The sequence below is a fragment of the Ferrimonas futtsuensis DSM 18154 genome, from assembly GCF_000422645.1.
GTDB lineage: Bacteria > Pseudomonadota > Gammaproteobacteria > Enterobacterales > Shewanellaceae > Ferrimonas > Ferrimonas futtsuensis.
Window position 1 is genome coordinate 111,520 of record NZ_AUGL01000007.1, and the last position, 26,718, is coordinate 138,237.

27 protein-coding genes are annotated in these 26,718 nt (G+C 60.0%); 11 read left to right on the forward strand and 16 right to left on the reverse strand.

Annotation, left to right across the window (positions count from 1 at the left end):
• Both G505_RS0105605 and rpoE read right to left on the reverse strand, forming a co-directional pair.
• Entirely contained in the window at positions 1-594 is a 594-nt protein-coding gene (locus G505_RS0105605) for a sigma-E factor negative regulatory protein (RefSeq protein WP_028108682.1), read from the reverse strand.
• An 18-nt stretch (positions 595-612) separates the two neighbouring features.
• A complete protein-coding gene (rpoE, locus tag G505_RS0105610) occupies positions 613-1,191 on the reverse strand; it encodes an RNA polymerase sigma factor RpoE (protein WP_028108683.1) in 579 nt (192 codons plus the stop codon).
• A 198-nt stretch (positions 1,192-1,389) separates the two neighbouring features.
• Between rpoE and nadB the strand changes: the two genes are divergently transcribed.
• Complete coding sequence (gene nadB, locus G505_RS0105615; protein ID WP_028108684.1) at positions 1,390-3,015, forward strand: L-aspartate oxidase; 1,626 nt, start codon at positions 1,390-1,392, stop codon at positions 3,013-3,015.
• Here nadB and G505_RS0105620 read toward each other — a convergent pair.
• The 8 genes from G505_RS0105620 to rppH form a co-directional block, all read right to left on the reverse strand.
• Positions 2,984-3,397 carry a hypothetical protein gene (locus tag G505_RS0105620; protein ID WP_035385114.1) on the reverse strand — a complete coding sequence of 138 codons (414 nt, stop codon included), beginning with the start codon at positions 3,395-3,397 and terminating at the stop codon, positions 2,984-2,986. The two genes, nadB and G505_RS0105620, sit on opposite strands and share 32 nt — an antisense overlap.
• Before the next feature lie 58 nt (positions 3,398-3,455).
• Positions 3,456-3,719, reverse strand: coding sequence for an FAD assembly factor SdhE (locus tag G505_RS0105625; RefSeq protein WP_035385115.1), 264 nt, complete (start codon positions 3,717-3,719; stop codon positions 3,456-3,458).
• Between the two features lie 2 nt (positions 3,720-3,721).
• Positions 3,722-4,924 carry a Bcr/CflA family multidrug efflux MFS transporter gene (locus G505_RS0105630; protein WP_028108687.1) on the reverse strand — a complete coding sequence of 401 codons (1,203 nt, stop codon included), beginning with the start codon at positions 4,922-4,924 and terminating at the stop codon, positions 3,722-3,724.
• Positions 4,925-4,967: 43 nt separating this feature from the next.
• Positions 4,968-5,879 (reverse strand): transcriptional activator NhaR, encoded by a 912-nt coding sequence (gene nhaR, locus G505_RS0105635; RefSeq protein ID WP_028108688.1) that lies wholly within the window; start codon positions 5,877-5,879, stop codon positions 4,968-4,970.
• A 367-nt stretch (positions 5,880-6,246) separates the two neighbouring features.
• A complete protein-coding gene (locus G505_RS0105640) occupies positions 6,247-7,098 on the reverse strand; it encodes a thymidylate synthase (RefSeq protein ID WP_028108689.1) in 852 nt (283 codons plus the stop codon).
• Positions 7,099-7,151: 53 nt separating this feature from the next.
• Positions 7,152-7,931, reverse strand: a complete 780-nt coding sequence (gene lgt, locus G505_RS0105645; protein ID WP_028108690.1) for a prolipoprotein diacylglyceryl transferase — start codon at positions 7,929-7,931, stop codon at positions 7,152-7,154.
• Positions 7,932-8,060: 129 nt separating this feature from the next.
• Positions 8,061-10,292, reverse strand: coding sequence for a phosphoenolpyruvate--protein phosphotransferase (gene ptsP / locus G505_RS0105650; RefSeq protein ID WP_028108691.1), 2,232 nt, complete (start codon positions 10,290-10,292; stop codon positions 8,061-8,063).
• Positions 10,289-10,837 (reverse strand): RNA pyrophosphohydrolase, encoded by a 549-nt coding sequence (gene rppH / locus G505_RS0105655; RefSeq protein WP_028108692.1) that lies wholly within the window; start codon positions 10,835-10,837, stop codon positions 10,289-10,291. Before rppH ends, ptsP begins: the two co-directional genes overlap by 4 nt.
• A 695-nt stretch (positions 10,838-11,532) precedes the next feature.
• Between rppH and mutH the strand changes: the two genes are divergently transcribed.
• Together mutH and G505_RS20685 are read left to right on the forward strand one after the other, a co-directional pair.
• Positions 11,533-12,213 (forward strand): DNA mismatch repair endonuclease MutH, encoded by a 681-nt coding sequence (mutH, locus tag G505_RS0105660; protein WP_028108693.1) that lies wholly within the window; start codon positions 11,533-11,535, stop codon positions 12,211-12,213.
• A gap of 196 nt (positions 12,214-12,409) precedes the next feature.
• Positions 12,410-13,453 (forward strand): adenylate/guanylate cyclase domain-containing protein, encoded by a 1,044-nt coding sequence (locus G505_RS20685; protein ID WP_211219938.1) that lies wholly within the window; start codon positions 12,410-12,412, stop codon positions 13,451-13,453.
• Here G505_RS20685 and G505_RS0105670 read toward each other — a convergent pair.
• Positions 13,401-14,306: a hydrogen peroxide-inducible genes activator gene (locus G505_RS0105670; protein ID WP_028108694.1), complete on the reverse strand. Its 906-nt coding sequence runs from the start codon at positions 14,304-14,306 to the stop codon at positions 13,401-13,403. The genes G505_RS20685 and G505_RS0105670 overlap by 53 nt on opposite strands.
• 176 nt (positions 14,307-14,482) lie before the next feature.
• Here G505_RS0105670 and G505_RS0105675 point away from each other — a divergent pair, with 176 nt between their 5' ends.
• Positions 14,483-15,088 (forward strand): peroxiredoxin C, encoded by a 606-nt coding sequence (locus G505_RS0105675; RefSeq protein ID WP_028108695.1) that lies wholly within the window; start codon positions 14,483-14,485, stop codon positions 15,086-15,088.
• Between the two features lie 79 nt (positions 15,089-15,167).
• On the opposite strand, the gene yfbR is transcribed toward G505_RS0105675, so the two are convergent.
• Positions 15,168-15,788 (reverse strand): 5'-deoxynucleotidase, encoded by a 621-nt coding sequence (yfbR, locus tag G505_RS0105680; protein ID WP_028108696.1) that lies wholly within the window; start codon positions 15,786-15,788, stop codon positions 15,168-15,170.
• Between the two features lie 172 nt (positions 15,789-15,960).
• Between yfbR and G505_RS0105685 the strand changes: the two genes are divergently transcribed.
• A complete protein-coding gene (locus G505_RS0105685; RefSeq protein WP_028108697.1) occupies positions 15,961-17,601 on the forward strand; it encodes a sensor domain-containing diguanylate cyclase in 1,641 nt (546 codons plus the stop codon).
• Here the strand turns inward: G505_RS0105685 and G505_RS0105690 are convergent.
• Positions 17,598-18,962 (reverse strand): sensor histidine kinase, encoded by a 1,365-nt coding sequence (locus G505_RS0105690; protein WP_028108698.1) that lies wholly within the window; start codon positions 18,960-18,962, stop codon positions 17,598-17,600. The two genes, G505_RS0105685 and G505_RS0105690, sit on opposite strands and share 4 nt — an antisense overlap.
• 424 nt (positions 18,963-19,386) lie before the next feature.
• On the opposite strand from G505_RS0105690, the gene G505_RS0105695 reads away from it, so the two are divergent.
• The 5 genes from G505_RS0105695 (at position 19,387) to G505_RS0105715 (ending at position 23,279) form a co-directional block, all read left to right on the forward strand.
• On the forward strand, positions 19,387-19,911 hold the full coding sequence (locus tag G505_RS0105695) for an RNA polymerase sigma factor (RefSeq protein WP_051215921.1): 525 nt from the start codon (positions 19,387-19,389) through the stop codon (positions 19,909-19,911).
• Positions 19,908-20,411 carry a hypothetical protein gene (locus G505_RS0105700; RefSeq protein ID WP_028108700.1) on the forward strand — a complete coding sequence of 168 codons (504 nt, stop codon included), beginning with the start codon at positions 19,908-19,910 and terminating at the stop codon, positions 20,409-20,411. Before G505_RS0105695 ends, G505_RS0105700 begins: the two co-directional genes overlap by 4 nt.
• Before the next feature lie 59 nt (positions 20,412-20,470).
• A complete protein-coding gene (locus tag G505_RS0105705) occupies positions 20,471-21,427 on the forward strand; it encodes a DUF4097 family beta strand repeat-containing protein (protein WP_028108701.1) in 957 nt (318 codons plus the stop codon).
• 35 nt (positions 21,428-21,462) lie between these two features.
• On the forward strand, positions 21,463-22,608 hold the full coding sequence (gene queG / locus G505_RS0105710; RefSeq protein WP_051215922.1) for a tRNA epoxyqueuosine(34) reductase QueG: 1,146 nt from the start codon (positions 21,463-21,465) through the stop codon (positions 22,606-22,608).
• A 65-nt stretch (positions 22,609-22,673) separates the two neighbouring features.
• Positions 22,674-23,279: a phospholipid scramblase-related protein gene (locus G505_RS0105715; RefSeq protein WP_028108703.1), complete on the forward strand. Its 606-nt coding sequence runs from the start codon at positions 22,674-22,676 to the stop codon at positions 23,277-23,279.
• A gap of 12 nt (positions 23,280-23,291) precedes the next feature.
• On the opposite strand, the gene G505_RS0105720 is transcribed toward G505_RS0105715, so the two are convergent.
• Positions 23,292-23,765: a LabA-like NYN domain-containing protein gene (locus G505_RS0105720; RefSeq protein WP_028108704.1), complete on the reverse strand. Its 474-nt coding sequence runs from the start codon at positions 23,763-23,765 to the stop codon at positions 23,292-23,294.
• Between the two features lie 324 nt (positions 23,766-24,089).
• Here G505_RS0105720 and G505_RS0105725 point away from each other — a divergent pair, with 324 nt between their 5' ends.
• Positions 24,090-24,704 carry a YceH family protein gene (locus G505_RS0105725; protein WP_028108705.1) on the forward strand — a complete coding sequence of 205 codons (615 nt, stop codon included), beginning with the start codon at positions 24,090-24,092 and terminating at the stop codon, positions 24,702-24,704.
• A 16-nt stretch (positions 24,705-24,720) separates the two neighbouring features.
• Here the strand turns inward: G505_RS0105725 and G505_RS0105730 are convergent, their stop codons facing one another.
• Both G505_RS0105730 and cobO read right to left on the reverse strand, forming a co-directional pair.
• Positions 24,721-26,052 (reverse strand): MATE family efflux transporter, encoded by a 1,332-nt coding sequence (locus tag G505_RS0105730; protein WP_028108706.1) that lies wholly within the window; start codon positions 26,050-26,052, stop codon positions 24,721-24,723.
• A 26-nt stretch (positions 26,053-26,078) separates the two neighbouring features.
• On the reverse strand, positions 26,079-26,675 hold the full coding sequence (gene cobO, locus G505_RS0105735) for a cob(I)yrinic acid a,c-diamide adenosyltransferase (protein ID WP_028108707.1): 597 nt from the start codon (positions 26,673-26,675) through the stop codon (positions 26,079-26,081).
• Positions 26,676-26,718: the final 43 nt, after the last annotated feature.

Sequence of the window (26,718 nt, forward strand, 5' to 3'; positions counted from 1 at the left end):
TTAGTTTTGCTCTTGATCGTCGTTGGACACATTATGCCCCTTCAGACGCTGCTGCAACAGGTGGTCACGCAGATAGGCGTTCACCCGGCGGCGCTGTTCCATCGCCTGGGCCTCGGCACTCTGAGCCTGGGCCTGACGGGCGGCAGGAGTGTTGGCCTGATAGCTGGCTGGGGTGGGAGCGCCCACAACCGGCAGGGTATTGAGTACAGGCACAGGGCTGTTCTGCTGCTCGGCACCATACTGCTGCACACCCACCACGGCGATGGCGGCAACGGTGGCGGCGATGGCGTACTGACCGAAGCGGCGAGAAAACTCCACCACCTTGCCAGAGACCATGGAGCGTCGGCTTGGCTCAGAGGACTTAGGTTCCTCTTTGGGCGCCAGCACTGTGGGCTCCAGCTCCAGGGCGGCAGCCACGCTGGAGGCGATGTCCAGATTCAGCTCCTTGGGCAACTCGTTGCGCATCGCATCACCAATCAGGTGGTAGCGACCCCAGGAGGACTGCATCTCTTCATCCTTAAGCCACTGCTTGAGGTCCAGATCGGTTCCTTCTCCGTCAACCCAAGCCGATACTGCTTCTTTACGTTCTGTCATGGTTCACCCTGATTGATACTACCGCTCTAACAGCGGTTGAATCCTCTTGTCGATCGCTTCCCGCGCCCTGAAGATACGGCTACGTACCGTGCCTACCGGACACTCCATTACAGTCGCGATCTCCTCGTAGCTCATCCCCTCCAACTCCCGGAGTGTGATGGCTACCCTCAGCTCTTCCGGCAATGTTTCGATGGTGCTGAACACTGCCCTCTTAATCTCGTCTGACAGCAGCTGGCGCTCCGGAGAGCCATGCTCTCTCAGTGCATCGGCACCGTCATAAAACTCAGCTTCTTCCGCGTCCACGTCCGTTGCAGGTGGCCGCCGTCCCTGTGACACCAGATAGTTTTTGGCGGTATTGACCGCAATCCGGTATAGCCAGGTGTAAAACGCGCTCTCCCCACGAAAGTTAGGCAGAGCCCGGTAGGCCTTGATAAACGCTTCCTGTGCCACATCAGCGACATCGCCCTGATTCTTCACATAGCGGCTTATCAGATTGGCTACCTTGTGCTGGTACTTCATCACCAGCAAATTAAAAGCTTGTTTATCACCTTGTTGAACGCGTTCGACCAGCTGCTGATCGCTGTTTGGCTCACTCACTTGAGAGCACTCTCCCATAAACTAAACTGCTGATTTTGCTTTTACTCGTCTCCGCGCACTTAGGTAGACTGCGCCTACTGGTAAAAGTTCGTAAAAAATTGTGATCCGATCGAAAAATCTGCACTGTCCGCGAAATTTTGGTGCTGGAACGGGAAGCGGGTAACATAGGGTCACATTTCCAAAACCCCATGATACCTAATGAAAGCCGGGATTGAACACAGTACTGATGTCTTAGTCATCGGTAGCGGTGCCGCAGGCCTGACTCTGGCCCTGAAATTGGCCAATCGCTGCCAGGTCACCGTCGTTGCCAAAGGCCCCCTGACCGAGGGCTCCACCTATTATGCTCAGGGCGGCATCGCCGCGGTATTCGACGAAGAGGATACCGTGGAGTCCCACGTGGAGGATACCCTGATTGCCGGGGCCGGACTGTGTGACCGACAGGCGGTGGAGTTCACCGCCCGGGAAGCCCGGGCCGCACTGGAGTGGTTGATCCGTAAAGGGGTGGACTTCGATGAGGAGGAGCCTCAGGGCGCCCCCTCCGGTACCGAACCCCGCTATCACCTGACTCGCGAAGGCGGGCACAGTCACCGTCGCATCCTCCACGCCGCCGACGCCACAGGCAAGGAGGTGCAGCTCACCCTGGAGGAGCAGGCTCGCCGCCACCCCAACATCACCCTGCTGGAGCGCTACAACGCGGTGGACCTGATCACCAGTGCTAAGCTGGGGCTGTCCGGCGATGCCAGGGTGGTAGGAGCCTACGTGTGGAACCGCACCGCTGAGCATGTGGAAACCGTCAGTGCCCCCTTCGTGGTTCTGGCCACAGGTGGTGCCTCCAAGGTATACCAGTACACCTCCAACCCGGATGTCTCCTCGGGAGACGGCATCGCCATGGCCTGGCGAGCCGGTTGCCGGGTCGCCAACATGGAATTCAACCAGTTCCACCCCACCTGCCTCTATCACACCGAAGCACGAAACTTCCTGCTGACCGAGGCACTGCGGGGCGAAGGCGCGCTGCTCAAGCGCCCCGATGGCAGCCGCTTTATGCCGGACTTTGACCCCCGCGAAGAGCTGGCGCCCCGAGATGTAGTAGCCCGGGCCATCGACTTCGAAATGAAGCGCCTGGGTGCCGATTGCATGTATCTGGACATCAGCCATAAGGACCCGGAGTTCGTCACCCGCCACTTCCCCACCATCCATAAGCGCTGCCTGGATCTGGGGATCGACATCACCAAGCAGCCGATCCCCGTGGTGCCGGCGGCACACTACACCTGTGGCGGCGTGACGACCGACCTGGATGGCAAAACCGACATCGCCGGCCTCTATGCCGTGGGCGAAGTGGCTTACACTGGCCTGCACGGTGCCAACCGCATGGCCAGCAACTCGCTGCTGGAGTGCCTGGTGTTTGCCCGGGCTGCCGCCCGGGACATCTTCCAGAGACTGGACCAGGTAGAGAACACCACCGGACTGCCACAGTGGGATGAAAGCCAGGTCACCGATTCCGACGAAAACGTGGTGATCTCCCACAACTGGCATGAACTCAGGTTGTTTATGTGGGACTACGTGGGAATTGTACGCACCGACAAGCGTTTGCAACGGGCCCTGCGACGGGTGGAGATGCTCAAGGGCGAGATCCACGATTACTACTCGGACTTCAAGATCAGCAATGACCTGCTGGAGCTGAGGAACCTGGTGCAGATCGCAGAGCTGATCATTCGCAGCGCCATGGCCCGCAAAGAGAGCCGCGGACTGCACTACACCCTGGATTACCCCCAGCAGCAGGACAACCCCACCCCTACGGTTCTGACTCCGTCGACCCGAGCCTGACCAGGATACGACAGAGCCGGTGCCAGCCGGCTCTGTCCATCTGACCACGGCTGAGCCACCAGCGTCGCCCTCCCGGTTGCACCCACAACAGCGCCACTGAGCCCAGTACCCAACTGCGCCGATCCAGCCGGAACGGCTCACCACTGCCCAGTTCCACCCCCTCGCCATTGTCTGCCAGCAGGAAGGGAAGTGTCTCCGGTGCCCTGACCAGCCAGGGCAACAGTGCCAGGGGAGCCAGCATCAGTTGCCAGAGCGCCTGCAGGGGCAACCTGCCTTCCGGCCACAGCCACAGGCTGAACAGCAGCACAAGACTCAGCGCCAGCCTGAGCCAGTTGGGGTAGGAGTTGGGGGCCGGGAAGGAGTAACGAACGGGGTCAGCCATCTGCACAGTGTAGTTGACCCCGGGGACGGTGACGCAGCGACGGTCTGAAAACGGCGGGTTAGCGCAGCTGCTCCCGGTTGCGCTCCAGAATCAGGGCGACCATGGCGGCCAGCTGGGGATCCGGGCAAGCCTCATGGCCCATAAACCAGGCAAACATATCCGGGTCATCGCAGGTCAGCAGCCGCTCGAACTGCACTTTCTGCTGCTGATCCAGGGAGAGGTAGTGCTTTTCCACAAAGGGTTCCAGCAACACATCCAGTTCCAACATGCCACGACGGCACGCCCACTTCAGCCGGGCCAGGTTTTCCCTCTCTTGGTTCATAGTTATTCCTTAACGCTCAGGTGTTTCTCGTGCCAGAGATAATACCCCAATGACGCCAGCGAGCATACCGCCATCCCCACCAGCATGGGTGCAGGGGATTCGGGGTGCACCAGTGACAGCAGGGCGCCGGCCAGGGCGCCCGCCAGGAAGCGCATGGCCCCCCCCAGGGCGGATACCGATCCTGCCGCCCCCTCGAACGCATCCAGGGCCAGGGTGGTGGCATTGGCACTGACCATGCCCAATGGCCCCATCATCAGCATGATGGGCACCACCACCGCCCACAGAGGCGGCTCATTCAGCAATGAAGTGGCCAGGGCCAGGGCTGCCCCCAGGGCGGTGATCAACAGACCCCGGACCATCATCCTGGCGGTACCGACCCTGGCGACATAACGGGCATTCACCGTGGTCAGGGTCATCATGGTGACAATATTCAGGCCAAACAGGTAGCCGAAGTGCTCCGCGGCCACCCCAAAATAGCGGATATAGACGTAGGAGGAGCCGGTGACAAAGAGGAACAGAGACGCAGAAAACAGGGTTCCCACCATCAGGTACACCCGCACCCTATCATGCACAACGATGGCCCGATACAGGGAAAGCGCCGCACGGAATCCGGCAGGCTGACGCCCCTCTGCTGGCAGGGTCTCCCCCACCCGCCATCGCATCAACACCACCAGCGCCAGGGCAAAGCCTCCCAGCAGATAGAAGATCGCCCGCCAGCCGCCATGAAGCAGCAGATAACCACCCAGGATCGGGGCCGCCAGGGGGGCCAGGTTCATCACCAGCATCACAAAGGACATGGCCCGGGCAAACTTCTCCCGCTGAAACAGATCCCGCAATACTGCCATCACCACCACGGAGGCCCCCGCCCCGCCCAGGGCCTGGAGGGAGCGGGCGGCGATCAGCATCTCCACCGAACTGCTCCAGGTCGCCACCAGGCTGGCCACCACAAACACCCCCAGGCTTCCCCCCAGCACCGGCATCCGACCATAGGCATCGGTGAGCGGTCCATACAGCAGCTGGCCCACGGCAAAACCCACCAGGAAGAAGCTCACCGTCAGCTGAGTCAGAGCCACGGTGGTGTTCATCTCATCGGCGATGGTTGGAATGGCGGGCAGATACATGTCGATGGCCAGAGGGGTCAGCCCCGCCAGGGCCCCCAACAGCACAATAAGCCCCAGACCTGAAGCTTTGGTTTGGTCGGTCATACCGCTCCTGATAAAAGGGGCGCCCTGAGCGCCCCGATGTTGACTACTTGAACCGTTTGAAGGCCGGTTCCTTGCCACTGAAGAGGTCGGTGAAGTCGGTCTCTAGGATCCGTTTCACCGCCGGGTGCTGAATCATTCGCTCGGCGAACATCACATGATACTGCTCGGTTATGTCGACGGTTTCTCCCACCAACTGAACCCCCTGAGACAACAGCTCCTCCCGGTACAGGGTCGGCGCGATGAAGATCCCCTGGCGATAGAGGCCGAAGGCTTTCATCATCGCGGCATCGTCAAACTCGCCGACGATAACCGGCGACACCCCCACCTCGTCGAACCAGCGCAGCAGCTGCTGACCCAGGGCGGTCTTACGGTGAGGCATCAGGATGCGCGCCCCATCCAGGTTGGCGGGAAAGCGCCCCTCCACCTTCTCCTGGGAGAAGAAGCTGATACCGGTCTCCCCCAACTTCTTGCTGAGGATCTCGGGGTACTTCAAGGACTCGGCATCACTGCCGGAGAGCACCATATCCAGCTTGTGCTGGGACAGACGCTCCATCAGGTTCTCTTCGCCGGACTCATAGCAGCACAGGTGGATCGAGCCATCATCGGGCATCACCGACAACAGCAGCCGGCTGGCCAGGCTCTTGGACAGGGCATCGGAGGAACCCACCTCAAACAGGATCGACTTGTCCTGGGTGTAGTTCAGCAGATCCAGCATCTCGTAGCTCAGGCTGAACATCTTGTCGGCGTAGCGAAACACCAATTCCCCCAGGTCGGAAGCCACCAGCTGACGCCCCTGACGACGAAACAGCTTGCCTCCCAGGCGGTGCTCCAGATGACGAATCTGGCCGGTGACCGTCTGAGGCGTCAGGAACAGAGCTTCCGCTGCCTTGGTGACCGAACCCTTCTTGCGAACCATCCAGAAATAGTAGAGGTGATTGTAATTTAGATGCGCCATAACCTGGACCTCCCTTGGGGGAGGGCTTCTCCTTAAATCGACGAGCCAGCCGATGTCTCGGCCGGAAACCGGAAACCGTGCCGCAGAGGTGCGGCGTGGGGACTGCAGGGTGCAATCCGCTCCATTATAGTTCGGGAAAGCTGAACAAAAGCCCAACCATAAGCAAATGAGACTACCACAAAGCAGGCCGTCAACCACCACTTAAAATTGCGATTGAGTCGATGGATGAACCGAACAGGAGCAAGGGCCTCAGATGCGCCCGGGAAGGGAGAGAGACTCATCACCCGCCCGGCCACAGGCCGGGTATGGCCCGGGCAGGACTCGATATGGCCGAAACGGCGCCGCCCCAGGCCGGGGCAGCCAACGGTCAGACAGAAAAGGGGTAGGCGATGGGATCGTGGTGCTGATAGCCCTCCACCTGAAAATCCTCCAGGGTCACCCAGGTTTCCAGATCCTCAAGGCTGTTGATCTTGGGGTTGATCAGCAGGCGCGGCGACTCGAAGGGTTCCCGTTTGAGCTGCACATCCCGCATCGGCTCCAGCTGATCTTCATAGATGTGGGCATTGACTATTTTGTGGTAGGCCTTGCCCGGCTTGTGACCGGTGATCTGCGCCATCAGCGCCAGCAGGGTAAACACCTGAACCTGATTGAAGTTCAGCCCCAGAGGCACGTCGCAGGAGCGCTGATAGGAGGTCAGATGCAGGGTATCCCCCAACAGGGAGAAGGTGTGGGTGTGCATACAGGGACGCAGGCACCCCAGCTCAAACTCTCCGGGATTGTAGAAGGTGAGGATCTCACCACGGTCATCCACGCCACGACTCAGGTCATCGACAATCTTGGCCAGCTGATCCAGCGGGGTACCGTCATGCTTGCGCCAGGCGCGTCCCTGGACCCCATAGACCCGGCCCATGTCATCCTCACCCTTGCGATGGGGGTTGGCCAGCCAGGCAGGGTTGTCATTGGCATTGGCATTCCAGGTGTTGCAGCCGATGGCACGGAACTGCTCGGCACTGTCATAGCCTCTCAGGTAACCCAACAGCTCGGCGATGGCCGCCTTCCAGTAGCTCTTGCGAGTGGTGATCAGCGGAAAGCGGTTTCCGCCGACATCATACTCCAGATCGGCGTTGATCACCGTCAGGCAGCGCTTGCCTGTGCGGGAATTCTCTACCCAGTCGCCCTCGTCGACGATGCGTTGGCATAGGTCCAGATACTGTTTCATGGGTCTACAAACCTTCAGATATTGTTATATTTCCGCCCCTTTGAAGGACAGTGTCATTTGGTCGGCCGCATCATCAGATAGCCGCCATAGGCCAGCATGGGGAGGGTCAGCAACTGCCCCATGGAGAAGCCCATATACAGGCTCATGTGGGCGTCAGGCTGACGGACGAACTCGATGAGGAAGCGGGCACAGCCATACCCCACCAGGAACAGACCGGCCACCGCCCCGGGCTTGTCGGTGCGATTCTTGTACCAGTGGAGAATCAGGAACAGCACCAGCCCCTCGAGCACCGCCTCATACAGCTGAGAGGGATGACGGGGAAGAGGCCCGGCACCGGGGAAGATTATCGCCCAGGGCACATCGGTCACCCTGCCCCACAGCTCACCGTTGATGAAGTTGCCGATGCGACCAAAACCCAGCCCGATGGGTATGGTCGGAGCCACCAGATCCGCCACCTGCCAGAAGGTGCGCTGCTGCCGGCGGGCGATCCACAGCATCGCCACGATCACCCCAATCAGGCCGCCGTGGAACGACATCCCTCCGTTGGTGATCTTAAACAGGTAGAGGGGATCCTCCAGCAGCCACTGCCAGCCATAGAAGAACACGTACCCCAGACGCCCGCCGAGCACCACTCCCAGAAAGGCATAAAACAGCAGGTCGGAGACCTGATCACGGCTCCAGGTGGAGCCCGGCTTGTCTGCATGGCGGTTGAGCATCCACATGGCGCCCAAAAAACCCACCAGGTACATCAGGCCATACCAACGCAGGGCCAGGGGACCGATCTCGACAATCACAGGATCGATCTGGGGAAACACAAAGTAGCTTTCGGTCATCTTGGAATCTTCTGTATAGTCCACCACCTTGAGGTGGCGGGGCCGTCAACGACGGCGGGGGCACTTGGCCCCCGTCCCTTAAAAGTGGCTCTAGGATACTGAGTCAGCGTCCCAATTGCCATGATCGCCCTAGGCGTCCTGGTAGAGCTCCGACAGATCGTGCTCATCCAGCCAGCTGCGGGCCAGATCCCGCACCTGCTGATCGTCGCAGGCCTGCAGCAGGGCACCGCGCAGCGGCTCCAGCCGGGCCGAGCTCAGGTGACGCACCAGGTGATGGATACGGCCCAGGCTGCGGCGGTTCATGCTCAGCTGACGCAGTCCCAGGGCCATCAGGATCAACGCCCCCTCGGGTTCACCGGCCATCTCACCACAGACACTCAGCTCACTGTCTCCCGCCAGAGAGACGGTCTGGGCCAGGGCCTGAATCACCGCAGGGTGATAGTGACTGAACCTGTCCGCCACCTGGGCATTGGTCCTGTCCACCGCCAGCAGATACTGGGTCAGGTCATTGCTGCCCACCGAAAAGAAGTCCACCTTCTGTCTCAGTTGCGGCAGCAGGTAGATGGCGGCAGGGACCTCGATCATCACCCCCACCTGGACTCTGGGCAGGGTGCACTCCAGCTCCTCCTCCAGCTCCCGACGGGCCTGTTCAATCAGCTTGCTGGCCTGCTCCACCTCATCCAGGTTGGAGACCATGGGCAGCAGGATGCGCAGATTGCCGGTTTCCACCGACGCTCGCTGCATCGCCTTCACCTGAACCAGGAACAGCTCCGGATGGTCCAGAGTAAGGCGGATGCCACGCCAGCCCAGGAAGGGGTTGTCTTCCCGAATGGGAAAGTAGGGCAAAGGCTTGTCGCCACCGATGTCCAGGGTGCGTATGGTCACCGGCTTGCTGCCCAGGGCACGCAGCACCCGACCGTAGGCCCGCTCCTGAGTCTGCTCAGTGGGGAAGTGGTTCTGCAGCATGTAGAGAGTTTCTGAGCGATAGAGGCCGATGCCCCCCACATAGGCGGGGTCCAGCTGCTCCCCTTCCGCCACCAGCCCGGCATTGACCTGCAGGCACACAGGCTCACCATCGAGGGTTTTGCAGGGCTCGGTCAGGCCGCGCTCATAACGGGCGTCCTTCTTGGCCAGGGAGGACTGGAAGCGGTGAAACTCGCGTACCACGGTCTCTGCCGGTTCCACCAGCAGTTGGCCGCGCACCGCATCCAGGATGGCGCGCTTGCCCGCCAGGGCCTGGATGGGCAAGCCATCAATGCCAAACAGCGCCGGAATCGACATCGCCCTGGCCAGAATCGCCGCGTGGGAGCTGGCGCCCCCCTCGACACTGACGATGCCCGCCAGCTTGCTGCGGGGCACCTCTGCCAGCATGGTGGCGGTGATCTCGCTGGCCACCAGGATCACCGGCTTTGTGGGCGGCTTGCCCCCCTGCCCGGGCCGGGCCAACTGGCCCAGGATTCGTTGACCGAGATCCTTAAGGTCGCTGGCGCGCTCCTTAAGATAGTGATCGGTCATCGCTTCAAAACGGGCCACATACTGGGTAAAGACCCTGGACACCACGGTCTCCGCAGACCAGCCCTCGTCACAGCCCGCCATCAGATCCTGCTGCAGCACCGGATCGGCAATCAGATACTGGTAGATGTCGAAGATGGCGCTGATCTGGGATTCGATCTCGCCGCTGAGACGCCCGCTGAGGGCCGTCATCTCATCCTGAGTCGCCAGCAGTGCCCGCTCCAGCCTGTCCCACTCACGATCACTGCCCTGGCCCTTGCTCGCCTCCATGGAGAGGGAGATGCGTGGACGCGCCAGCAGGATCTGGGCATCGGCGATGCCCGGGCTGGCCACGGTGGCGCTCCAGCGACGGGGCCCGGTGTCGGTCAATTCGGGCGCATCGCTGCTGGGGCGCAACTCGGGCACCAATTGCGAGGCCAGAGTCACCAGGAAGGCTTCCTCATCCTCGTTGAACTGACGGGCCAACTTCTGCTGCACCACCAACACCCCGAGGACCTTACTCCTGTGGGTAATGGGGGTAGCCAGAAAAGCACGGAACTCATCTTCATCGACTTCGGGAAGCAGTTTAAAGGCGGGGTGTGAGGGCGCATCGGCCAGGTTGATGGGCTCTTCCCGGCGCATCACCATTCCGACGATGCCCTCACCGGCATTGAGACGGGCCCGGCCCACGGCTGAGGGAGCCAGGCCGTCGCTGGCCTTGAGGACTAGCCCCTCACCATCGGTAAGATAGAGTGAGCAGCAATCGGTGTTCATGGCGGCGCGGGTCTGTTGCACCAACTCGATCATCGACTGCTCCGCAGTCTGAGCTTCAGCGACCCGCTGCACTATGGTGCGCAGTGTGGTAATCATCGGCCTCTTCTTCGTCGTCTGGCTTTGTTGTTTCCATCCCGGGTGCGTTTAGTATGGTCCTTGCGCGGCTGAAATGGCATAGCCACCGGCGCAAACTCCTTCATCACCTTACGATAGACATCCCGTTTAAAGGAGACCACCTGGCGAACTGGGTACCAGTAGCTGACCCAGCGCCAGTCATCGAATTCAGGGTGGCCACTGCGCTTGAGATCGATCTGATCTTCGCCGGACACCAACTCCAGCAGAAACCATTTCTGTTTCTGACCAATACATACCGGCTTGGAATCTTGCCGGACCAGCCTCTTGGGCAGACGATATCTGAGCCAGGAGCGACTGCTGGCGAGGATTTTGACATCCTTTTTCTGCAGTCCTACCTCTTCATACAGCTCGCGATACATCGCCTGTTCGGCGGATTCTCCCTGATCCAGCCCCCCTTGGGGGAACTGCCAGGAGTGTTGGCCATACCGCCTTGCCCAGAGCACCTGGCCTTGGCGGTTACAGATAATGATCCCCACATTGGCTCTATAGCCTTCGTTGTCGATCACTATGTCATCCGATTGATTTTTATCTTGCTCTGATTGTTCCACAGAATGACGCTCGGGGGCAATCCCGGGCTAGAGAGCGGCCACAGTGGGTAACTTTGAGAATTTTCAACACTTATATACAGAAATTTTATCCCCCGGTCGATTCACCCTAAAGTTATCAACCGCAACTGTGGATAAGCCTGTTTGTAAATTTGTATGTGGTGGAGATATCCGCAAAGGATGAACATAATCCATCCTTGAACGGAGTGAAGCCGCAAAAATAAAACCATTTTAAACAATAAGTTAACCAGAAAAACCGTTCAGATCCCTTCGGAGGATCTCGGATCGTTCAAAATCTCACCGCCCCCTGTGTCCTGGTACAGACTTTGACTCAACTGCTCAGAAAACCCCTGGCAACCCGGTTAGGGATCCACCACCCTCCGCCCCCTGTGGATCAATTCCCGGCAGTTATCCAGTCAAACTGTGCATAACTCTGTTAAGAAAAAACGGGTAAGGGCGGGATAACCTGAATAACAGTGACAATTACTGCATTTTGATTATGACTTAATTATTTTAATTTCATGAAGTTAGCCTCATTCGCAGGACGTTTTGCAGGGCTTGCCACGCTGTGGGCAACAAGCCAGTACAAAAATCGCTCACAAAAGTTATCCCCATCGAGGTGTCACAGTTTGGGAGCTTCGGGTTAGAATGGCGGGATGATCGAACTCGACTTCACGCCAAACTCCGAATCACAGCTGCTCGACCGCGCCGAGGCGGTGGCCGGCTGGACCCTGGGAGAGCTGGCCGACGCGCTGGGCATAGCGGTGCCCGACAACCTGCTGCGCCATAAAGGCTGGAGCGGTCAACTGCTGGAGCGCTACCTCGGGGCCAGTGCCGGCTCCAAACCCCACCCTGACTTCGAACAGCTGGGCATCGAACTGAAGACCATCCCGGTCGACCTGCAGGGCAAGCCCCTGGAAACCACCTTTGTCAGCGTCTGCCCCCTGACCAATCTGGGTGGTCTGCGTTGGGAGGAGAGCCCCGTCTGCCATAAGCTGACGGCGATCCTGTGGATCCCCATTCTGGGAGAAAGGCAGATTCCAGTGGCCGAGCGCACCCTGGGGATGCCCCTGTTGTGGCGCCCTTCCCCTGAGGAGTGGCACGTACTGCAACAGGATTGGGAAGAGATCATGGAGCGGGTCACCCTGGGTGAGGTGGAGTCGATCACCGCCCGACACGGTGAGGTGCTGCAGCTTCGTCCCAAGGCCGCCAACAGCCGGGTGCTGACCGACGGCATTGGCCCGGACGGCACCCTGATTCAAACCCTGCCCAGAGGCTTCTATCTGAAGATCCCCTTCACCCACGCCCTACTACAGAGGCACTTCCTTAACAACTGAAATAATGCCTATCCAAAAAGTGATATGCGTTTGGGTTGAGGTCACAAAACTTGTATAATGTCTCGTTATTACAAATAAAAGAAGCTAGGCGGGAACTTTCCCACCGGCCCCATAATCACAGAGTCCCTTTACCAGAGTGCAGTCGCGGCAACAATTTCTAAAACTGGTCTTCGCCATTATCGCCTGGTCTCTAGCGATGATGGCCTATGTTACCTTCCGTTATGCTCAGGGGGACGATCGTCCGTACTGGGCGATCACGGCTGCCGATCTCACCACCCTCTCCATCTATATGGGCCTGATATTCGGCTGTCTGCACTGGCTGTCGAACCTGATTACCGACGTCAGCGGCATCCGGCGAATGCCCTACGCCTTTATCGTGGCATTCAAGGGACTGTTTCTGCTGCTGGGGGCCCTCACCCTGGCCTACATCACCAATTGGCTCAACTCCTGGGACAATGCTGAGCAGTTTGCCGCCACCAGCCAGATCCTTACCGCCCATGTGCTCAATGCCCCCTCCGCCCAGACCCTGATCGCCTATCTGGTGCTGGTGCGTACCGGGCTGGCCTTCATCGAGCAGATGGGGTTGCTGGTGGGTCCACGGGTGCTGCTCAACATCGGCATGGGCAAGTACCACAAACCCAGGTATGAGGAGCGTATCTTCCTGTTTCTGGACATGGTCAGCTCCACCGCCCACGCCGAGGCCCTGGGAGATTATCGTTTCAGCCGCCTCATCCAGGACTGTTTCGACCTGCTCTCCGATGTGGTCACCCAGAACCAGGGGGAGATCTATCGCTACGTCGGAGATGCGGTGCTGATCAGCTGGCCACAGAGGCACAGATCAAGGGCGCGGCTCTGTCTCAACGTCTACTTCGACTTCGTTCAGACCCTCTACTGGAACCGTCACTATTTCCAGAAAGAGTATGGTTTCGTGCCCAAATTCAAGGCGGCCGCCCATGGCGGTCAAGTGGTGGCAGCGCTGGTGGGAGTGTATAAGCAGGAGATCAGCTTCTTCTCCGATGTACTCAACACCCTTGCCCGCCTTCAGGACCAGTGTGGTCCCCTGGGATGTCAGATGTTGGTGTCCGATCAGGTGAAAGAGGCGCTGGATGATGACCACAGCTATGATCTGCTCTCCCTTGGGCCCATTCGACTCAAGGGAAAGCAGCAGGAGATCGAAGTGTTCTCCGTCAGTCGGACTTACTCGGCAGCAGGTCCCCAATCATCTCCCCAAGAGTTCTGAAGGTGCGCAGACGGCTGGTCGTCTGACGCCACACCAGACCAATCTCCCGGTACGCCTTCTGCCCCTCGGGCACATAGGTCAGCAGATCCGTTCCCTTGAGAATGCCGGCATCGATGGCCATCTGTGGCAGGAAGGTACTGCCCAGACCTGAGTCCACCATCTGCACCAGAGTATGCAGGCTGGTAGCGGCAAAGGGGTTGATCTTCTCCCGGTTCTCCAGATTACAGGCACTGATGGCATGGCCGGTGATGCAGTGCTCTCTCTGCAGCAGGAAGATGCTCTCGTCCGGCCAATCCTCGTAGTTGAGCTTGGACTGCGCCGCAGAGTCCTGATGAATCACCACCTGGAAGGGATCGATGCCGACCCCCATGGTGTGGAAACCCGAGGTGTCCACCGGAAGTGCCAGCAGCAGCAGATCCAATTCGCCGTTACCGAGCATGGAGAGCAGATTTTCCGTGGTATCTTCTCGAAGTAAAAGAGTAAGATCGGGGAATCGTTGCTGAGATTCCTTCACCACCCTGTTCAACAGGAAGGGGGCGATGGTGGGAATGCAGCCCAGTCGCAGAGTGCCACTCATGGCATCCCCGGCACTCTGAGCCAGATCGGTCAGCTCCTGCACCTGAGCCAACAACTCGCGGGCACGGCAGACCACCTCTTCGCCGGTGGCGGTAAACAGGAAGGATTTGTGGTCGCGCTCGATCAGCTGACAGCCCATCTGCTCTTCCAGGTTCTGAATGCCGCTGGACAGGGTGGACTGGCTGACGTGACACGCCTTGGCGGCACGGTTGAAGTTCTGCGCCTTGTGCAGATGCACCAGATAATATAGGTTTTTGAGACTAGGGAGTCTGCGCATCGTCTGCTCCGGAACAATCGATTGGTTTAATCTATTTTATTCGATTCTTCAAAGGAACACACCCCCCTATACTGTGCTCAGTTTCACATGACTAACGTATTGGGAATTTGTCGGCAGTCTAGTAAGTTAGATTAAGATTGCCGTTGAAATTAACCTTTAAAAAGGAAGAGAACACCATGTCTGTATTAGTAGGCCGTCCTGCCCCTGATTTTACCGCCGCTGCCGTACTGGGTAATGGCGAGATCGTTGAGAACTTCAACCTGAAGACTGAAATCGAAGGCTCCAAGGCGGTGATCTTCTTCTACCCTCTGGACTTCACCTTCGTGTGCCCCTCCGAGCTGATCGCTTTCGATAAGCGTTTCGAGGAGTTCCAGAAGCGCGGTGTTAAGGTTATCGGTGTCTCCATCGACTCCCAGTTCAGCCACAACGCCTGGCGTAACACCGCCGTTGAAGATGGCGGCATCGGCCCAGTTAAATACCCACTGGTTGCCGACGTGAAGCACGAGATCTGCAAAGCCTACGACGTTGAGCACCCAGAAGCCGGTGTGGCTTTCCGTGGCTCTTTCCTGATCGACTCCGAAGGCAACGTCCGCCACCAGGTAGTCAACGACCTGCCTCTGGGCCGTAACATCGACGAGATGCTGCGCATGGTTGACGCCCTGAACTTCCACGAAGAGCACGGTGAAGTGTGCCCGGCTCAGTGGGAAGAGGGCAAGAAAGGTATGGACGCCTCACCTGCCGGCGTAGCCGCCTACCTGTCTGAGAACACCGACGACCTGTAATACGGGTTGTCGCGGGCCATGGAATGGCCCACCCTATTAAAGAAACGAGGCGCAGTGCGCCCCGTTTCTTTTGTGCAGTCTAGCCCTGTTGCTCTCCCACCAGAGCCGCATCCACCAGATCATCGATGGTCATCTGGAATGCCGGCACACAGTGTTCCATAAACCAGGCCACCTCCGGCATGGTATCGACAAAGGGGGTCAGGGCAGCCAACACCTTTCGTTCGGTTCCCTCAAACTCCATATTTCCTGCCCGCAGTTCCGACAACGCCTTGGTGTAGGCGGAAAGCAGATCCGCCGCCTTAACGAAACGCGCGGTCTCCACATCGCCCTCGTGTTCGATCAGCCCCTTATAGGTGGCCTGCAGAGGGGCTGGCAGCGTGGTCACCAGCATATGGGCAGCGATCGCCTCCATCTCCCGGCACAGGGCCAGCATCCGCTTGTCGCTGTATTTGATGCCGCTGTTCACATCCTCGGTCAGCACTTCTGCAGAGTCATGGAACATGGCCACCACGGCCAGGTGGTTGGCGTCCACACCCGGCTGGTCGGTGAACACCTTATTGCGAATCTCCCCCAGGGCATGGGCAAACATCGCCACCTGGAAACTGTGCTCGGCGACATTTTCGGCGCGGGTTGGGTTGGACTTGCCCCAGCGATGCACATTCTGCATCCGGGACATCAGGGCAAAAAAGACCGGTTGCATGGTGTCTCTCCTATTACCAGCCACTACTGCCCTTATGCTAGAGGTCGGCGGCTGGCGTCGCAAGGCATTCTGCAGCGGGGAAAAGTCGCCATTGAATAAATTTTCTGCAACGACTTGGCTTTTCTGCTAAAACTAGTCTGAGTTTTGCAAGGAAGTTAAGATTATCAATGGATTGAAACTTATTGCGCTGGTTTTCGGCGCACTCTGTCTCGGCTGGTATTGGAGTGCAATCGGCGGGACACAACCGCTGGCCTACGCCAATCTGGGGCAGAGCGCCTCCCTGACTCAGCTTAGCGACGAGCACCACTGGCAGCCCGCCTCCCTGATGGCCGTGCGGGGCCCCATGGTGTGGAAGCGCCTTACCTTGCCATCCACCGGGGACACTCTGCGACTGCAGATCAGCCAGGGCTGGACGGGAGACAGCCACCTGATGGTCACCCAGGGCGAGCAGCTATTGACTGACCTGATTCTTCAGTCGGACGGCCCCAGTTACCGCCCCATGAATTTTACTCTGCCCCTGGTGAACGCCCGACAGGTGACCCTGTATTTGTATGCCCCCCTGGCGGTGGAGATCAGTGCCGAATCCCAGCGCCGCCCCCGCCTGCCAGACCTGTTCCTTGGGTTGCTTCTGGGGCTGATGCTGGCGATGTGGCTTACCCAACAGGTCACCAGCACCATACTGGCGGACAAACTGCCCCTGACCCACAGCCTGACGCAACTGCCTCTGTTTGCTGTGGCCCTGATGGAGCTCACCGGCCATGTCCCCATTAAGCCATTGTGGTTCGCCCTGTTTCTCGCCCTGCTGAGTCAGCAGGCCAGTCAGGCCATCATTCGTCGTCATACCTGGACTCAAGCCGGGCTGGTGCTGTTGTTGACTGGACTGCTGCTGACACCAAACTGGATCCTGGATCTGGCCCTGCCACCGCTGATGATGCTGTTGGTGGCCTGGCAGGCCAGCTGGATTCTCAATGGCAACCACAGGCTGCCACGCAGCTTCGCCTCCACCGAGCTGGTCAAACTGCTGCTGCTGCTGCCACTGCTGTTTACCCTGGTACTGGATACCCAGGTGCCCCCCCTGGTCACCCTCAGCTGCGCCCTGCTCTGGTCGGTGTGCCATGGACTGTTGCTGCTGACACTGCTGGTCTCCCAGAGGCGGCAGCTGAGGAACCTGCTCAAGCTGAACCATCGCCAGCACGCTTTCTTGCGGGAACAGAGTAACAGCAGCCTCTCCCAGCAGATCCGCTCCCTGGTCAGGGTTCACCGTCACCTGGAGGAGAAATCCAGCACCGACCCCCTCACCGGACTGAAAAATCGGGGCTACTTCGATGAGCATTACCGCACCGAGCTGTTGCGCAGCCGACGGGAGCAGCAACCCTTCAGCCTGCTGCTGGTGGACCTGGATCATTTCAAAAGGGTCAATGACAGATATGGCCATCCCTGTGGCGACAAGGTGTTGATGGAATTGGCCCAGGTGTGCGAACGCGCTCTGCAGCGGCCCGGCGATGTCCTGTGTCGTTATGGCGGAGAGGAGTTTGCGGTGCTGCTGCCAAACACCCCTGCCGTGGGCGCCCTGCACGTGGCCAACACCCTTCAGGGTGCCATAGCCGACCACAGGGTTGACTGGTCTGGCAGCAAGCTGACCATCACCGCCAGCATTGGCCTGGCCACGGTGACCGGCCTGTTGCAGCAGCTGCCGGATCTGCTGCAACAGGCGGACTCCGCCCTTTACCGGGCCAAGCACCTGGGTCGCAACAGACTGGAGGTGTACCAGGGTGAACGGCCGTCCCAGCACACCGCCCTGGAAACGGGTTAATCTGAGTCTAATGGAGGGAAACTGCAACGCAGCAGCGTTCCCCCCAGCAACCTGCTGCTGCCCAAGGTCAGATCCAGATTGAAGGTGGCCGCCACCTCGCGCACCAGCACCAGGCCCAGCCCATGCTCATACCTGGCCGCCTCGCCCAGCCCTTCCAGATTCAGGGTCTGTTCATCCAGTCCCGGGCCCGCATCGGCCACGGTCAGCAGCAAGGGCCCTCCCTCGGATCGACGCACGGTAACGATCACCTCGGCCCCTTTGGGGCTGGCGTTGATGGCATTGTCTATCAGGTTATCCAGCATCCCCTGAAGCATCACTGAAGGCACCGCCACGTCGCCCTGACGCTGCAGACCACGCAGGGTCAGCCGGACGCCCAGCGCCATGGCATCGCCATAATGACGGGCGCAGCTCAGGGCCGTTTCCCGGTAGAGATCACAACGCCTCTCATCCTGGCGCCAGCTTCTCTCCAGCTCACTGAGAAGGTGGCCATTGCGCACCAACCTCTCACAGCGGTTCAGCGATCTCACCGCCCCCACCAGATCATCCGGGTGCCGCTTCAACCGCTCGCCCAGGCCATGAAGGTGGCCGGTGACCCGCCTGGAGAGTGCTGCCACCATGGTTCGCCGCTTAGACTCGGCGTCGGCCTGGGCACCCTGACTGCGCCCCAGCGCCGATACGAAAGCCCTGAGCTCTTTGGGCAGGGCCTCGCCTTCAGGGAGGGGGGTTGCCGGCCATTGGCTGACCTGCTTACTGAGGCGCCGCAATGGCGCAATGGAGAGGCTGATTACCAGGGAGCAGAGCAGGATACTCAGTGGGGTCAGCAGCACCATCTGGGTGCCCCAACTGGCCCACATGGCACGCTGCAGCAGATCCCGTCCCAGGGCATCGGGGTAGCCGACGGTGAGATAGAGTTCGTGCCGCAAGCTGTAGACGGTGTAGGTGTGCCAGGTGTCGCCCCTGTGCTCCTGCTGGGCAAATCCCGCATTGAGATCGGAAAAGATGCCACCATCCACACAGGGGTGGCCATTGGCACTGACGCAGTGGCCCCGGCTCCAGATTTGGTAATGCACCAGATCCGAACCGCTCAGTTTGGCATCATCCCCAAGAATCCACCCCTGCCGATAGGTCAGATCCAGCTGCTCAAACCGTTTGACCGCCTGACGCACCACCTCATCCACACGCTCGGCCCGGGTCTCGTTGAGCAACTGCAGCATCACCCTGGCCCGCTGGGCCAGGTTGGCATCGTGGACATCCTGGTAATACCCCTTGGCGGTCCACAGGGCATTGATAAACCCAAGGCAGTTGGTCACCAGAAGCAACAGGGCCAACCATAAGATCAATTTGCTGCGTATGGAGTTCATCCGTGCCAGAGCTTACTTCCGGGGAGCTGAGAGAATCGCGGCAATCCGCGGGTTGTGTCGCGCATTTTGACAGCAACCCGGCCCGAATTCATGGAAATTGATCACAAAACCCCATCTTGTGTGAACTGACTTCACTCGAATTCTTCGTCCTGTTGCGCAACTTTTTGTTGTTGCCATTCCAACCTTTTGCCACCTTGGGTCTGTCTTAGGAAGTATCAGAGATGGTCGGCGCCGTCGGTCTATACCAATTTCAGTCAGTCAAGGTTCTATCTAGTGCGCCGAAGACATGGTTCCAATCAACACGTGAGACGTCGCCGCAGGCGATTCCAACAGTCGGTCTCACAACGCGGAGTGGAACCATCTAGGCCAGCGGTAATGATCAAATATTCAGTGACATTGGGATTAACCCTTCAAGGAGAGTGCATTGACGCAGAACCTGCCCCCCTTCCCGGCAGAGCAGGAACAGGAGATCCGCCTGGCTCAGAAGGGCGATCGTGACGCCTTTGCCCGGATCTACCGCCGCCACAGCCCCAGGGTGTATGCCCTGTGTCTGAGACTCAGCGGACGGATCGCCTGTGCCGAAGAGGCCACCCAGGAGGTGTTTATCCGCCTGTGGCAGAAGCTGCCTCAATTTCGTTTCGAGGCACAGTTCACCACCTGGTTGCACCGCCTGACCCTCAACCACGCCCTCAACTACCTCAAGGGGCAACCTCAGCTGATGCCCTTGAACGAAGAGGAGGCACAGCGTCAGGGGGAGGCGATGGAGGAGTTGCAACTGGTGGACCGCCTGCTGCCCAGGTTACCCGAACGGGCACGTCAGGTGTTCGTGCTCCACGCCATTGAAGGCTACCACCACCACGAAGTGGCCCAACTGCTGGAGATTCAACCGGGCACCAGCAAGGCCCAGTACCACAGGGCACGCCAACTGCTACAGGAGATGCTGATATGAGTCGCCAATTGGATTCACTGCTGCAGGAACTGGACACAGAGGTGGCCCCCAGTCGCGATCTGTGGCCTGCCATCGAAAAAGGACTGGACCGCTCTCCCCTGCCAGCGCCGTCGCGGCCCTCCTGGCTCCCCTGGGCCCTGGCCGCCAGCCTGCTGATCACCACCCTGGGCGGGTTCTTTGGCGGACGCCTGAGCAGCCCGGATCCCCAGGCCCCCTTGCTGGACGTCCTGACCCAGATCCAGCAGCAACACGATGCGCGTCGCCAACGCCTGGTGACCCGCCTGACCCCGGCGATGGTACAGACCGGCACCACACCGGGAGAACTGGCCTCCACCGAGGCCCTGGCCAGCATCCGCAGCGCCGAACGGGAGCTGTTCGATGCCCTGAAACAGCAGCCGGACAGCTCTGAGCTGTTGCAGCTGTGGCTCTGGGTTCAGCAGCGTGAGCTGGACCTGATACAGAAACAGCAACTGCGTCACCAGCGCCTGCAGAGCCTGTAGAGCCTGTCCGGCAAGGCAACCTATTCAACGACGAATACGATCATCCTAAGGAGAACCCTATGAACAACCTGATACTGACCGCTGGCCTGCTGAGCCTCAGCCTGCCCCTGTGGGCCGGTGAAGCGATCGACAGCCGCATGGATGCCCAAGGCATCAGCAAACTGACCCTGGTGGTGCCTCGCGGTGAGGTCACCGTCAGCGGGGGCAGCCACAGCGAGATCCGGGTTCAGGGTGAGCTGGATGACCAGGCCAAGGAGTGGGTATTTGAACGGGAGGGCAACACCCTGGTGGCCGAGGTCAAGATACCCAGTCAATGGCAGGGGGACAACGACGGCAGCAAACTGACCATCACCCTGCCCGGCTCCATCGAGGTGGAAGCCACAGGCGTCAGCACCGACTTCAGCGTCAGTGACCTCAGCCGGGGGCTGGAGCTGGAAAGCGTCAGCGGCAACCTGGAGATCGCCCGGGTCTCAGGAGAGGTGGAAGTGGACAGCGTCAGCGGCAACATCACCGCCACAGCCCTGGAGGGAGAGATTGAGCTGGAAACCGTCAGCGGTGACGTCAAGGCGGAGCAGCTTCAGGGCGACACCAGTGTGGAGTCGGTCAGTGGCGAAGTGCAGCTGAGCCGCGCCGGCGACAGGCTTGAAGTGGAGAACGTCTCCGGTGACATTCAGCTTCAACTGAGTCATGTGGGCGCCCTGGAGGTCACCAGCGTCAGCGGCGACATCCAGGTGGAGGTGGACAGCCTCACCGGCAACGCCAGGCTGAGTTTCGATACCGTCAACGGCGACACCAAGCTGAGTCTGCCCCAGGATGCCTCAGCCCGCTTCAAGCTGGACACCGGTCCAGGGGGTGACATCAGCAACCGCCTCAGCGATCACCAGCCGAAGCGAGGTGAGTATGTCCCCACAGAGAGCCTGAGTTTCAGCCAGGGCAAGGGGGACGCCAGAGTGGAGATGAAAACCGTCAATGGCAGCCTGATTCTGGCGCCCATGACCTCCGGACACCTGAAGTAGGACCGATGGGGGCAAGATCTGATACCCTAGCCCCCATGAACGACCAAAGCACAACACAGGGCGCGCCAGACTGGGGCGCCCTGTCCATTGAGATCAAGGCCTGGGCCAGTGAGCTGGGGTTTGCCGCCTGTGGCATTACCCGTCTGGATCTGACCAACGAGCAGGGCGCACTCAAGCAGTGGCTGGCCAACCACTACCACGGTGACATGGCCTACATGACCCGCAACCAGGAGATGCGCACCCAGCCCGCCCTGCTGCACCCGGGCAGTGTCACCGCCATCGTGGTGCGCATGGACTACCTGCCCCCACAAGCGGGGTTTGCCGCCACCCTCAGCCAAGCCGATCTCGGTTACATCAGCCGTTATGCCGGAGGGCGGGACTACCACAAGCTGATGCGCAACCGCCTCAAGCAACTGGGCAACCGACTGCGAGAGCGGGTCGCCCACTTCGACGGTCGTCCCTTCGTGGACTCCGCCCCCATCCTGGAGCGCCCCCTGGCCAAGGAGGCCGGGCTCGGCTGGGTGGGCAAGCACTCACTCCTTATCGATCGGGAAGCGGGCAGTTGGTTCTTTATCGGAGAACTGCTCACCAACCTGCCTCTGCCTGAAGATGCCCCCTACCAGGGTGACTGCGGCAGCTGCACCGCCTGCCTCACCCTCTGCCCCACCAAGGCGATCGTCGCTCCCTATGTGGTCGACGCCCGCCGCTGCATCTCCTACCTGACCATCGAATCCGACCAAGGGATCCCGGAGGCACTGCGTCCGTTGATGGGCAACCGCATCTATGGCTGTGACGATTGTCAGTTGGCCTGCCCTCACAACAGAGACGCCCCCCTCACCGCAGAGGGGGACTTTCATACCCGTCCCCAACTGCACCAGGTGCCGCTGCTGACCCTGTGGCAATGGGACGAGGCGCAGTTTCTCAGTGCCACCGAAGGCTCCCCCATCCGCCGCATCGGCTTCAGACGCTGGCAGCGCAATCTGGCGGTGGCCCTGGGGAACGCTCCCGCCAACGGCGCCATCATTGATGCTCTGGAACAGGGGCTGGGCAGGGTGGACGAGATGGTGGATGAACATATTCAGTGGGCCTTGGCACAGCAGCGCAATGAACTGGCCCAGACCACCAAACAGCAACAGCGACTGATTCGGGTGGTGCAGAAAGGGCTGCCCAGAGACGCCTGATTCCGAAATAGATCAATAGATTTCAACAGATTCGCTATAGTAGAGGCGTCAGCAAGGAGCCCGCTATGCTTGAAAACCACTCCAGAATCCGCATTCAGCAACTGTTTGAGATGGCCGAACTGTTTGGCTTCGAGAGCCGCAACCGCTACCAGGTGCTGGATGCCCAGGAACGCCCGCTGGGCTATGCCGCCGAACAGAGTTCCGGCATGCTCGGCACCCTGTCCCGGCAACTGTTTGGCCACTGGCGCCGTTTCGACATTCACCTGTTTTCTCCCCAAAGAGTGCCGCTGCTGGTCGCCCACCACCCTTTCCGCTGGTGGTTTCAGCGCCTGGAGGTCAGCGATGCCAGCGGCGTCAAACTGGGGGCGGTGCAGCAGCGCTTTGCCCTGTGGCATAAGAAGTTCGACATCGAAGATGAACGCGGCCGGGTAATGATGACGGTCGCCTCGCCGCTGTGGCGCATCTGGACCTTCCCGGTGGAGCGGCTGGGGCGGGAGGTGGCCTGCATCAGTAAACGCTGGTCCGGGGGGCTGACCGAGCTGTTTACCGACAAGGATAACTTCGTGGTGGAGTACAGCGACCCCTCACTGGACAACCGCAGCCGTCAACTGTTGCTGATGGCCACCCTGTTTATCGACCTGCAGTACTTTGAGAAGAAGGCGAACAATTAACTGCAGCGGCAGTCACAGCAGCATCGCCGGACCTATGGGGCAGAATTCAGAGGCGGCTTCCATCAGGGAGTGGGCGGTCAGGGTGGGCACCCCATAGACCCGGGCATCCACCCCGTAATCCTGGCTGACCTTGTGCAGCAGCAGATCGAAATCACCGTCGCCGGAGAGCAGCACCACGGTGTCCACCTGGGGGGCCTGCTCCATCACATCGATGGTGATCCCCACATCCCAGTCCCCCTTGGCTGAGCCATCGGCCCGCTGAATGAAGGGCTTGAGCTTCACATCGAAGCCGATGTGCTTGAGGGCATCCTGAAACTTACGCTGGCCATCGTCGCCCTTGTGGGTGGCGTAGGCGGTGGCAAACACAATCTCTCCCTGATTGCACAGATGCTGCCACAGAGCCCGGTAGTTAAACTGGCTACCGAAGGCCTGACGACAGGTGTAGTAGATGTTCTGCACATCCACGAAGACAGCGATGCGGTTCAAGAGAGATTCCACGGCAACTTAGAGATAAGTCACCAGAATACAGAAACTCACAACCCCGATTCAATTTCATTGGCCAGAATTCAGACGCCAACCGGCAGTTTTGACAATTGGATTGAATGTTTTCTAAACAATTCTCAGATCCTGCCGATAGATCCGGTTGGCTCTCCAATGCTTATCTGGTGTTTATTACCGAAGATCAAACCTCTGGGTATTTTTCCCGGCCACTGCTCAAAGGCTGGTCATTCACGTGCGTCGGGGCTTGCCGTTTTATCCGCCAGGAGAAATACTGAGGCGGTCTAACTGCTAAGGAGGCCCGCCGTGGAGATGAACCTGACCCTTAATGAAACCCGAGTCATCGGCTGCCTCTTGGAGAAAGAGAGCACCACCCCAGATCTCTATCCACTGACCCTGAACTCCCTGAAGAGTGCCTGCAACCAGAAGAGCAACCGGGACCCGGTGCTCTCCCTCAGCGACAACGAAATCCGCCAAACCCTCAACGCCCTGATGGACCGCCGCCTGGTCAGTGAAGAGGGCGGCGCCCGAGCCAGCAAATACAAGCACAGGTTTTGCAACACCGCCTTCGGCGGCCTCAAGCTGAGCGAGCAGGAGCGGGCCCTGGTGTGCGTTCTGCTGCTGCGCGGTCCCCAAACCCCGGGTGAACTTCGCAGTCGCACCGGTCGTCTGGCCCAGTTTGCCGATGTGAATGCGGTAGACTCGGTGCTGCTGCGGCTGGCTGAGCGCGAAATGGTGGTTCAGTTGCCCCGGGAGGCGGGCAAACGCGAGGCCCGTTACGCCCACCTGTTCTCCGGAGAGGTGTCCATGCCCACCACCGCCGATGTGGTGGCGGACGATAAGGCCCGCATCCAGGAGCTGGAGCATGAGGTGATGATCCTCAAGGCGGAAATTGAGCGCCTGAAGGGGGAGCTGGCCAGCCGCTAAAGCCTGAGGAACAAGCCTAATTGCTTAAGCGCAGCGGCAATCCCCGCCGCTGCCAATCCTGCCACAACAGCCACAGCACCCAGATCACCAGCAGGGTGTTGGACAGCGGCACCGAGATCCACACCCCCTGCACCCCCAGCCAGATAGGCAACAGCAACAGAAACGGCAGCTGCAGCGCCAGATTGGCCAGGGTAATGAGCCCGGCGCGGCGACCGTCACCCACCGACTGGAAATAGGCGGCAATCACGAAGATGATGCCGTCAAAATAGAGGGCCCAGGTGTGCCAGGCCAGCCCCTGACGGGTGGCGTCGAACAGGGCGGTATCCTCACTGTTAAAGGCGTGGATCAGCGGCGTGGGCACCCAGTAGAACAGCAGGACGGTCAACAGGCCGGAGATCAGCACCAGCCCCAGGGCCCAGCCCATCACCTTCTGCAAACTGGGGTACTCCCTGGCACCGAACAGGTAGCTGAGCAGCGGCTGGGCACCGCCGGCGACCCCCTCGGCAAACAGGTAGTAGACCACACACAGGTAGCCAACGATGGAGAAGGCCCCCACCTGAATGGCATCCCCATACTCCAGCAACATGGCGTTGTGCACCGCGGTGATGAAGCTGTAGTAGAGGTACATCAGCCAGCTGGCCATCCCCAGGGACAGTATGGCTTTGGCATCCGCGAGGCTCAATCCGGCGTCCGCCAGGGAGAGCCGGGTGCGGCAGAGGGAGGAGCGAAAATAGGCCAGCCCCAGCAACAGCACCAGCGCCTGAGACAGGACGGTGGCCAGGGCGGCCCCTTGCAGCTGCCAATCCAGTTGTACGATAAACAGGTAATCCAGGGCGATGTTGGCCAGGGCCCCCCCGCCGATGAGCAGGGTGGACAGATTGGGGGCGTCGTCGTTGCGCACCAGGAAGGGGATGGCGATCCCGCCAAGGGCCAGAGGACAGCCCCAGGCCAGCACCTGCAGATAGTCCCTGGCCATGGCCAATACCTCGCCAGAGGCTTGCTGCAGGGTCAGCAAGCTCTCCCCGACGGTCAAGAGCAAAGCGCCACACCCCATGGCCATCAGCAGCAACAGGGAGAGGCCACTGCCCAGCCAGCGCGCCGCCCGAACACCGTCCCCCTCTCCCCGGGCCATGGAGGAGAGGGCGCCGGCGCCTATGCCCACCATCAGCGCCGCCCCATACACCAGGCCGATCACCGGCCAGGCGATGTTGATGGCCGCCAGCCCCACCGCACCAATTTGCCGACCGACAAACAGGCCATCCACAAACTGGTAGAGGCCGCTCACCATCATGGCGGCCACCGTAGGCACTAAAAAGCGCCAGAACTGGCGCTTAAGGGAATCTTGCATGGGGGACTCGTAAGGCGCTGTCAGGCTTACCAGTCTACCCCTTTACGTGCCTTGATGCCCGCCTCGAAGGCGTGCTTCAGAGGCCGCACTTCCGAGACGGTGTCCGCCAGCTCCTCCAGGCGACGGTGGGCGGCGCGGCCGGTGATCACCACGCTCTGCTCCCGCGGTCTGTCGGCGATGGCCTGCACCACCTCATCCAGGTCCAGATAGCCGTAATTGGTCATATAGGTGATCTCATCCAGCAGCACCAGGTCCACCGTGGGATCCGCCAACTCCTGCTTCACCTGCTGCCACACCGCCTGAGCCGCGGCAGTGTCCGCCGCCTTGTCCTGGGTCTCCCAGGTAAAGCCGGTGGCCATCACATGGAAGCGCACGCCGTGTCCGGCCAGCAGATCCCGCTCACCGCAGGCCCAGTTGCCCTTGATGAACTGAGCCACGGCGCAGCGCTGGCCATGGCCGACGGCACGGGCCACGGTACCAAAGCCTGCCGTGGATTTGCCCTTGCCATTTCCGGTAAGGATCAGCACCACACCACGCTCCTCCTGGGCCTGGGCGACCTTGGCGTCCACCTTCTCTTTCACCTTCTGCTGCCGCTCCTTGTGGCGCTGGTTGGTATCGGTCATGGATTCATCCTGTATCTGCAAGGAAAAGGGTTCATTTTAGAGG

Coding starts and splice junctions, on each gene's coding strand:
- G505_RS0105605 (WP_028108682.1), bottom strand. CDS start 594: ATGACAGAACGTAAAGAAGCAGTATCGGCTTGGGTTGACGGAGAAGGA.
- nadB (WP_028108684.1), top strand. CDS start 1,390: ATGAAAGCCGGGATTGAACACAGTACTGATGTCTTAGTCATCGGTAGC.
- G505_RS0105620 (WP_035385114.1), bottom strand. CDS start 3,397: ATGGCTGACCCCGTTCGTTACTCCTTCCCGGCCCCCAACTCCTACCCC.
- G505_RS0105625 (WP_035385115.1), bottom strand. CDS start 3,719: ATGAACCAAGAGAGGGAAAACCTGGCCCGGCTGAAGTGGGCGTGCCGT.
- G505_RS0105630 (WP_028108687.1), bottom strand. CDS start 4,924: ATGACCGACCAAACCAAAGCTTCAGGTCTGGGGCTTATTGTGCTGTTG.
- nhaR (WP_028108688.1), bottom strand. CDS start 5,879: ATGGCGCATCTAAATTACAATCACCTCTACTATTTCTGGATGGTTCGC.
- G505_RS0105640 (WP_028108689.1), bottom strand. CDS start 7,098: ATGAAACAGTATCTGGACCTATGCCAACGCATCGTCGACGAGGGCGAC.
- lgt (WP_028108690.1), bottom strand. CDS start 7,931: ATGACCGAAAGCTACTTTGTGTTTCCCCAGATCGATCCTGTGATTGTC.
- ptsP (WP_028108691.1), bottom strand. CDS start 10,292: ATGATTACCACACTGCGCACCATAGTGCAGCGGGTCGCTGAAGCTCAG.
- mutH (WP_028108693.1), top strand. CDS start 11,533: ATGATCGAACTCGACTTCACGCCAAACTCCGAATCACAGCTGCTCGAC.
- G505_RS20685 (WP_211219938.1), top strand. CDS start 12,410: ATGATGGCCTATGTTACCTTCCGTTATGCTCAGGGGGACGATCGTCCG.
- G505_RS0105670 (WP_028108694.1), bottom strand. CDS start 14,306: ATGCGCAGACTCCCTAGTCTCAAAAACCTATATTATCTGGTGCATCTG.
- G505_RS0105675 (WP_028108695.1), top strand. CDS start 14,483: ATGTCTGTATTAGTAGGCCGTCCTGCCCCTGATTTTACCGCCGCTGCC.
- yfbR (WP_028108696.1), bottom strand. CDS start 15,788: ATGCAACCGGTCTTTTTTGCCCTGATGTCCCGGATGCAGAATGTGCAT.
- G505_RS0105690 (WP_028108698.1), bottom strand. CDS start 18,962: ATGAACTCCATACGCAGCAAATTGATCTTATGGTTGGCCCTGTTGCTT.
- G505_RS0105700 (WP_028108700.1), top strand. CDS start 19,908: ATGAGTCGCCAATTGGATTCACTGCTGCAGGAACTGGACACAGAGGTG.
- G505_RS0105705 (WP_028108701.1), top strand. CDS start 20,471: ATGAACAACCTGATACTGACCGCTGGCCTGCTGAGCCTCAGCCTGCCC.
- queG (WP_051215922.1), top strand. CDS start 21,463: ATGAACGACCAAAGCACAACACAGGGCGCGCCAGACTGGGGCGCCCTG.
- G505_RS0105715 (WP_028108703.1), top strand. CDS start 22,674: ATGCTTGAAAACCACTCCAGAATCCGCATTCAGCAACTGTTTGAGATG.
- G505_RS0105725 (WP_028108705.1), top strand. CDS start 24,090: ATGAACCTGACCCTTAATGAAACCCGAGTCATCGGCTGCCTCTTGGAG.
- G505_RS0105730 (WP_028108706.1), bottom strand. CDS start 26,052: ATGCAAGATTCCCTTAAGCGCCAGTTCTGGCGCTTTTTAGTGCCTACG.
- cobO (WP_028108707.1), bottom strand. CDS start 26,675: ATGACCGATACCAACCAGCGCCACAAGGAGCGGCAGCAGAAGGTGAAA.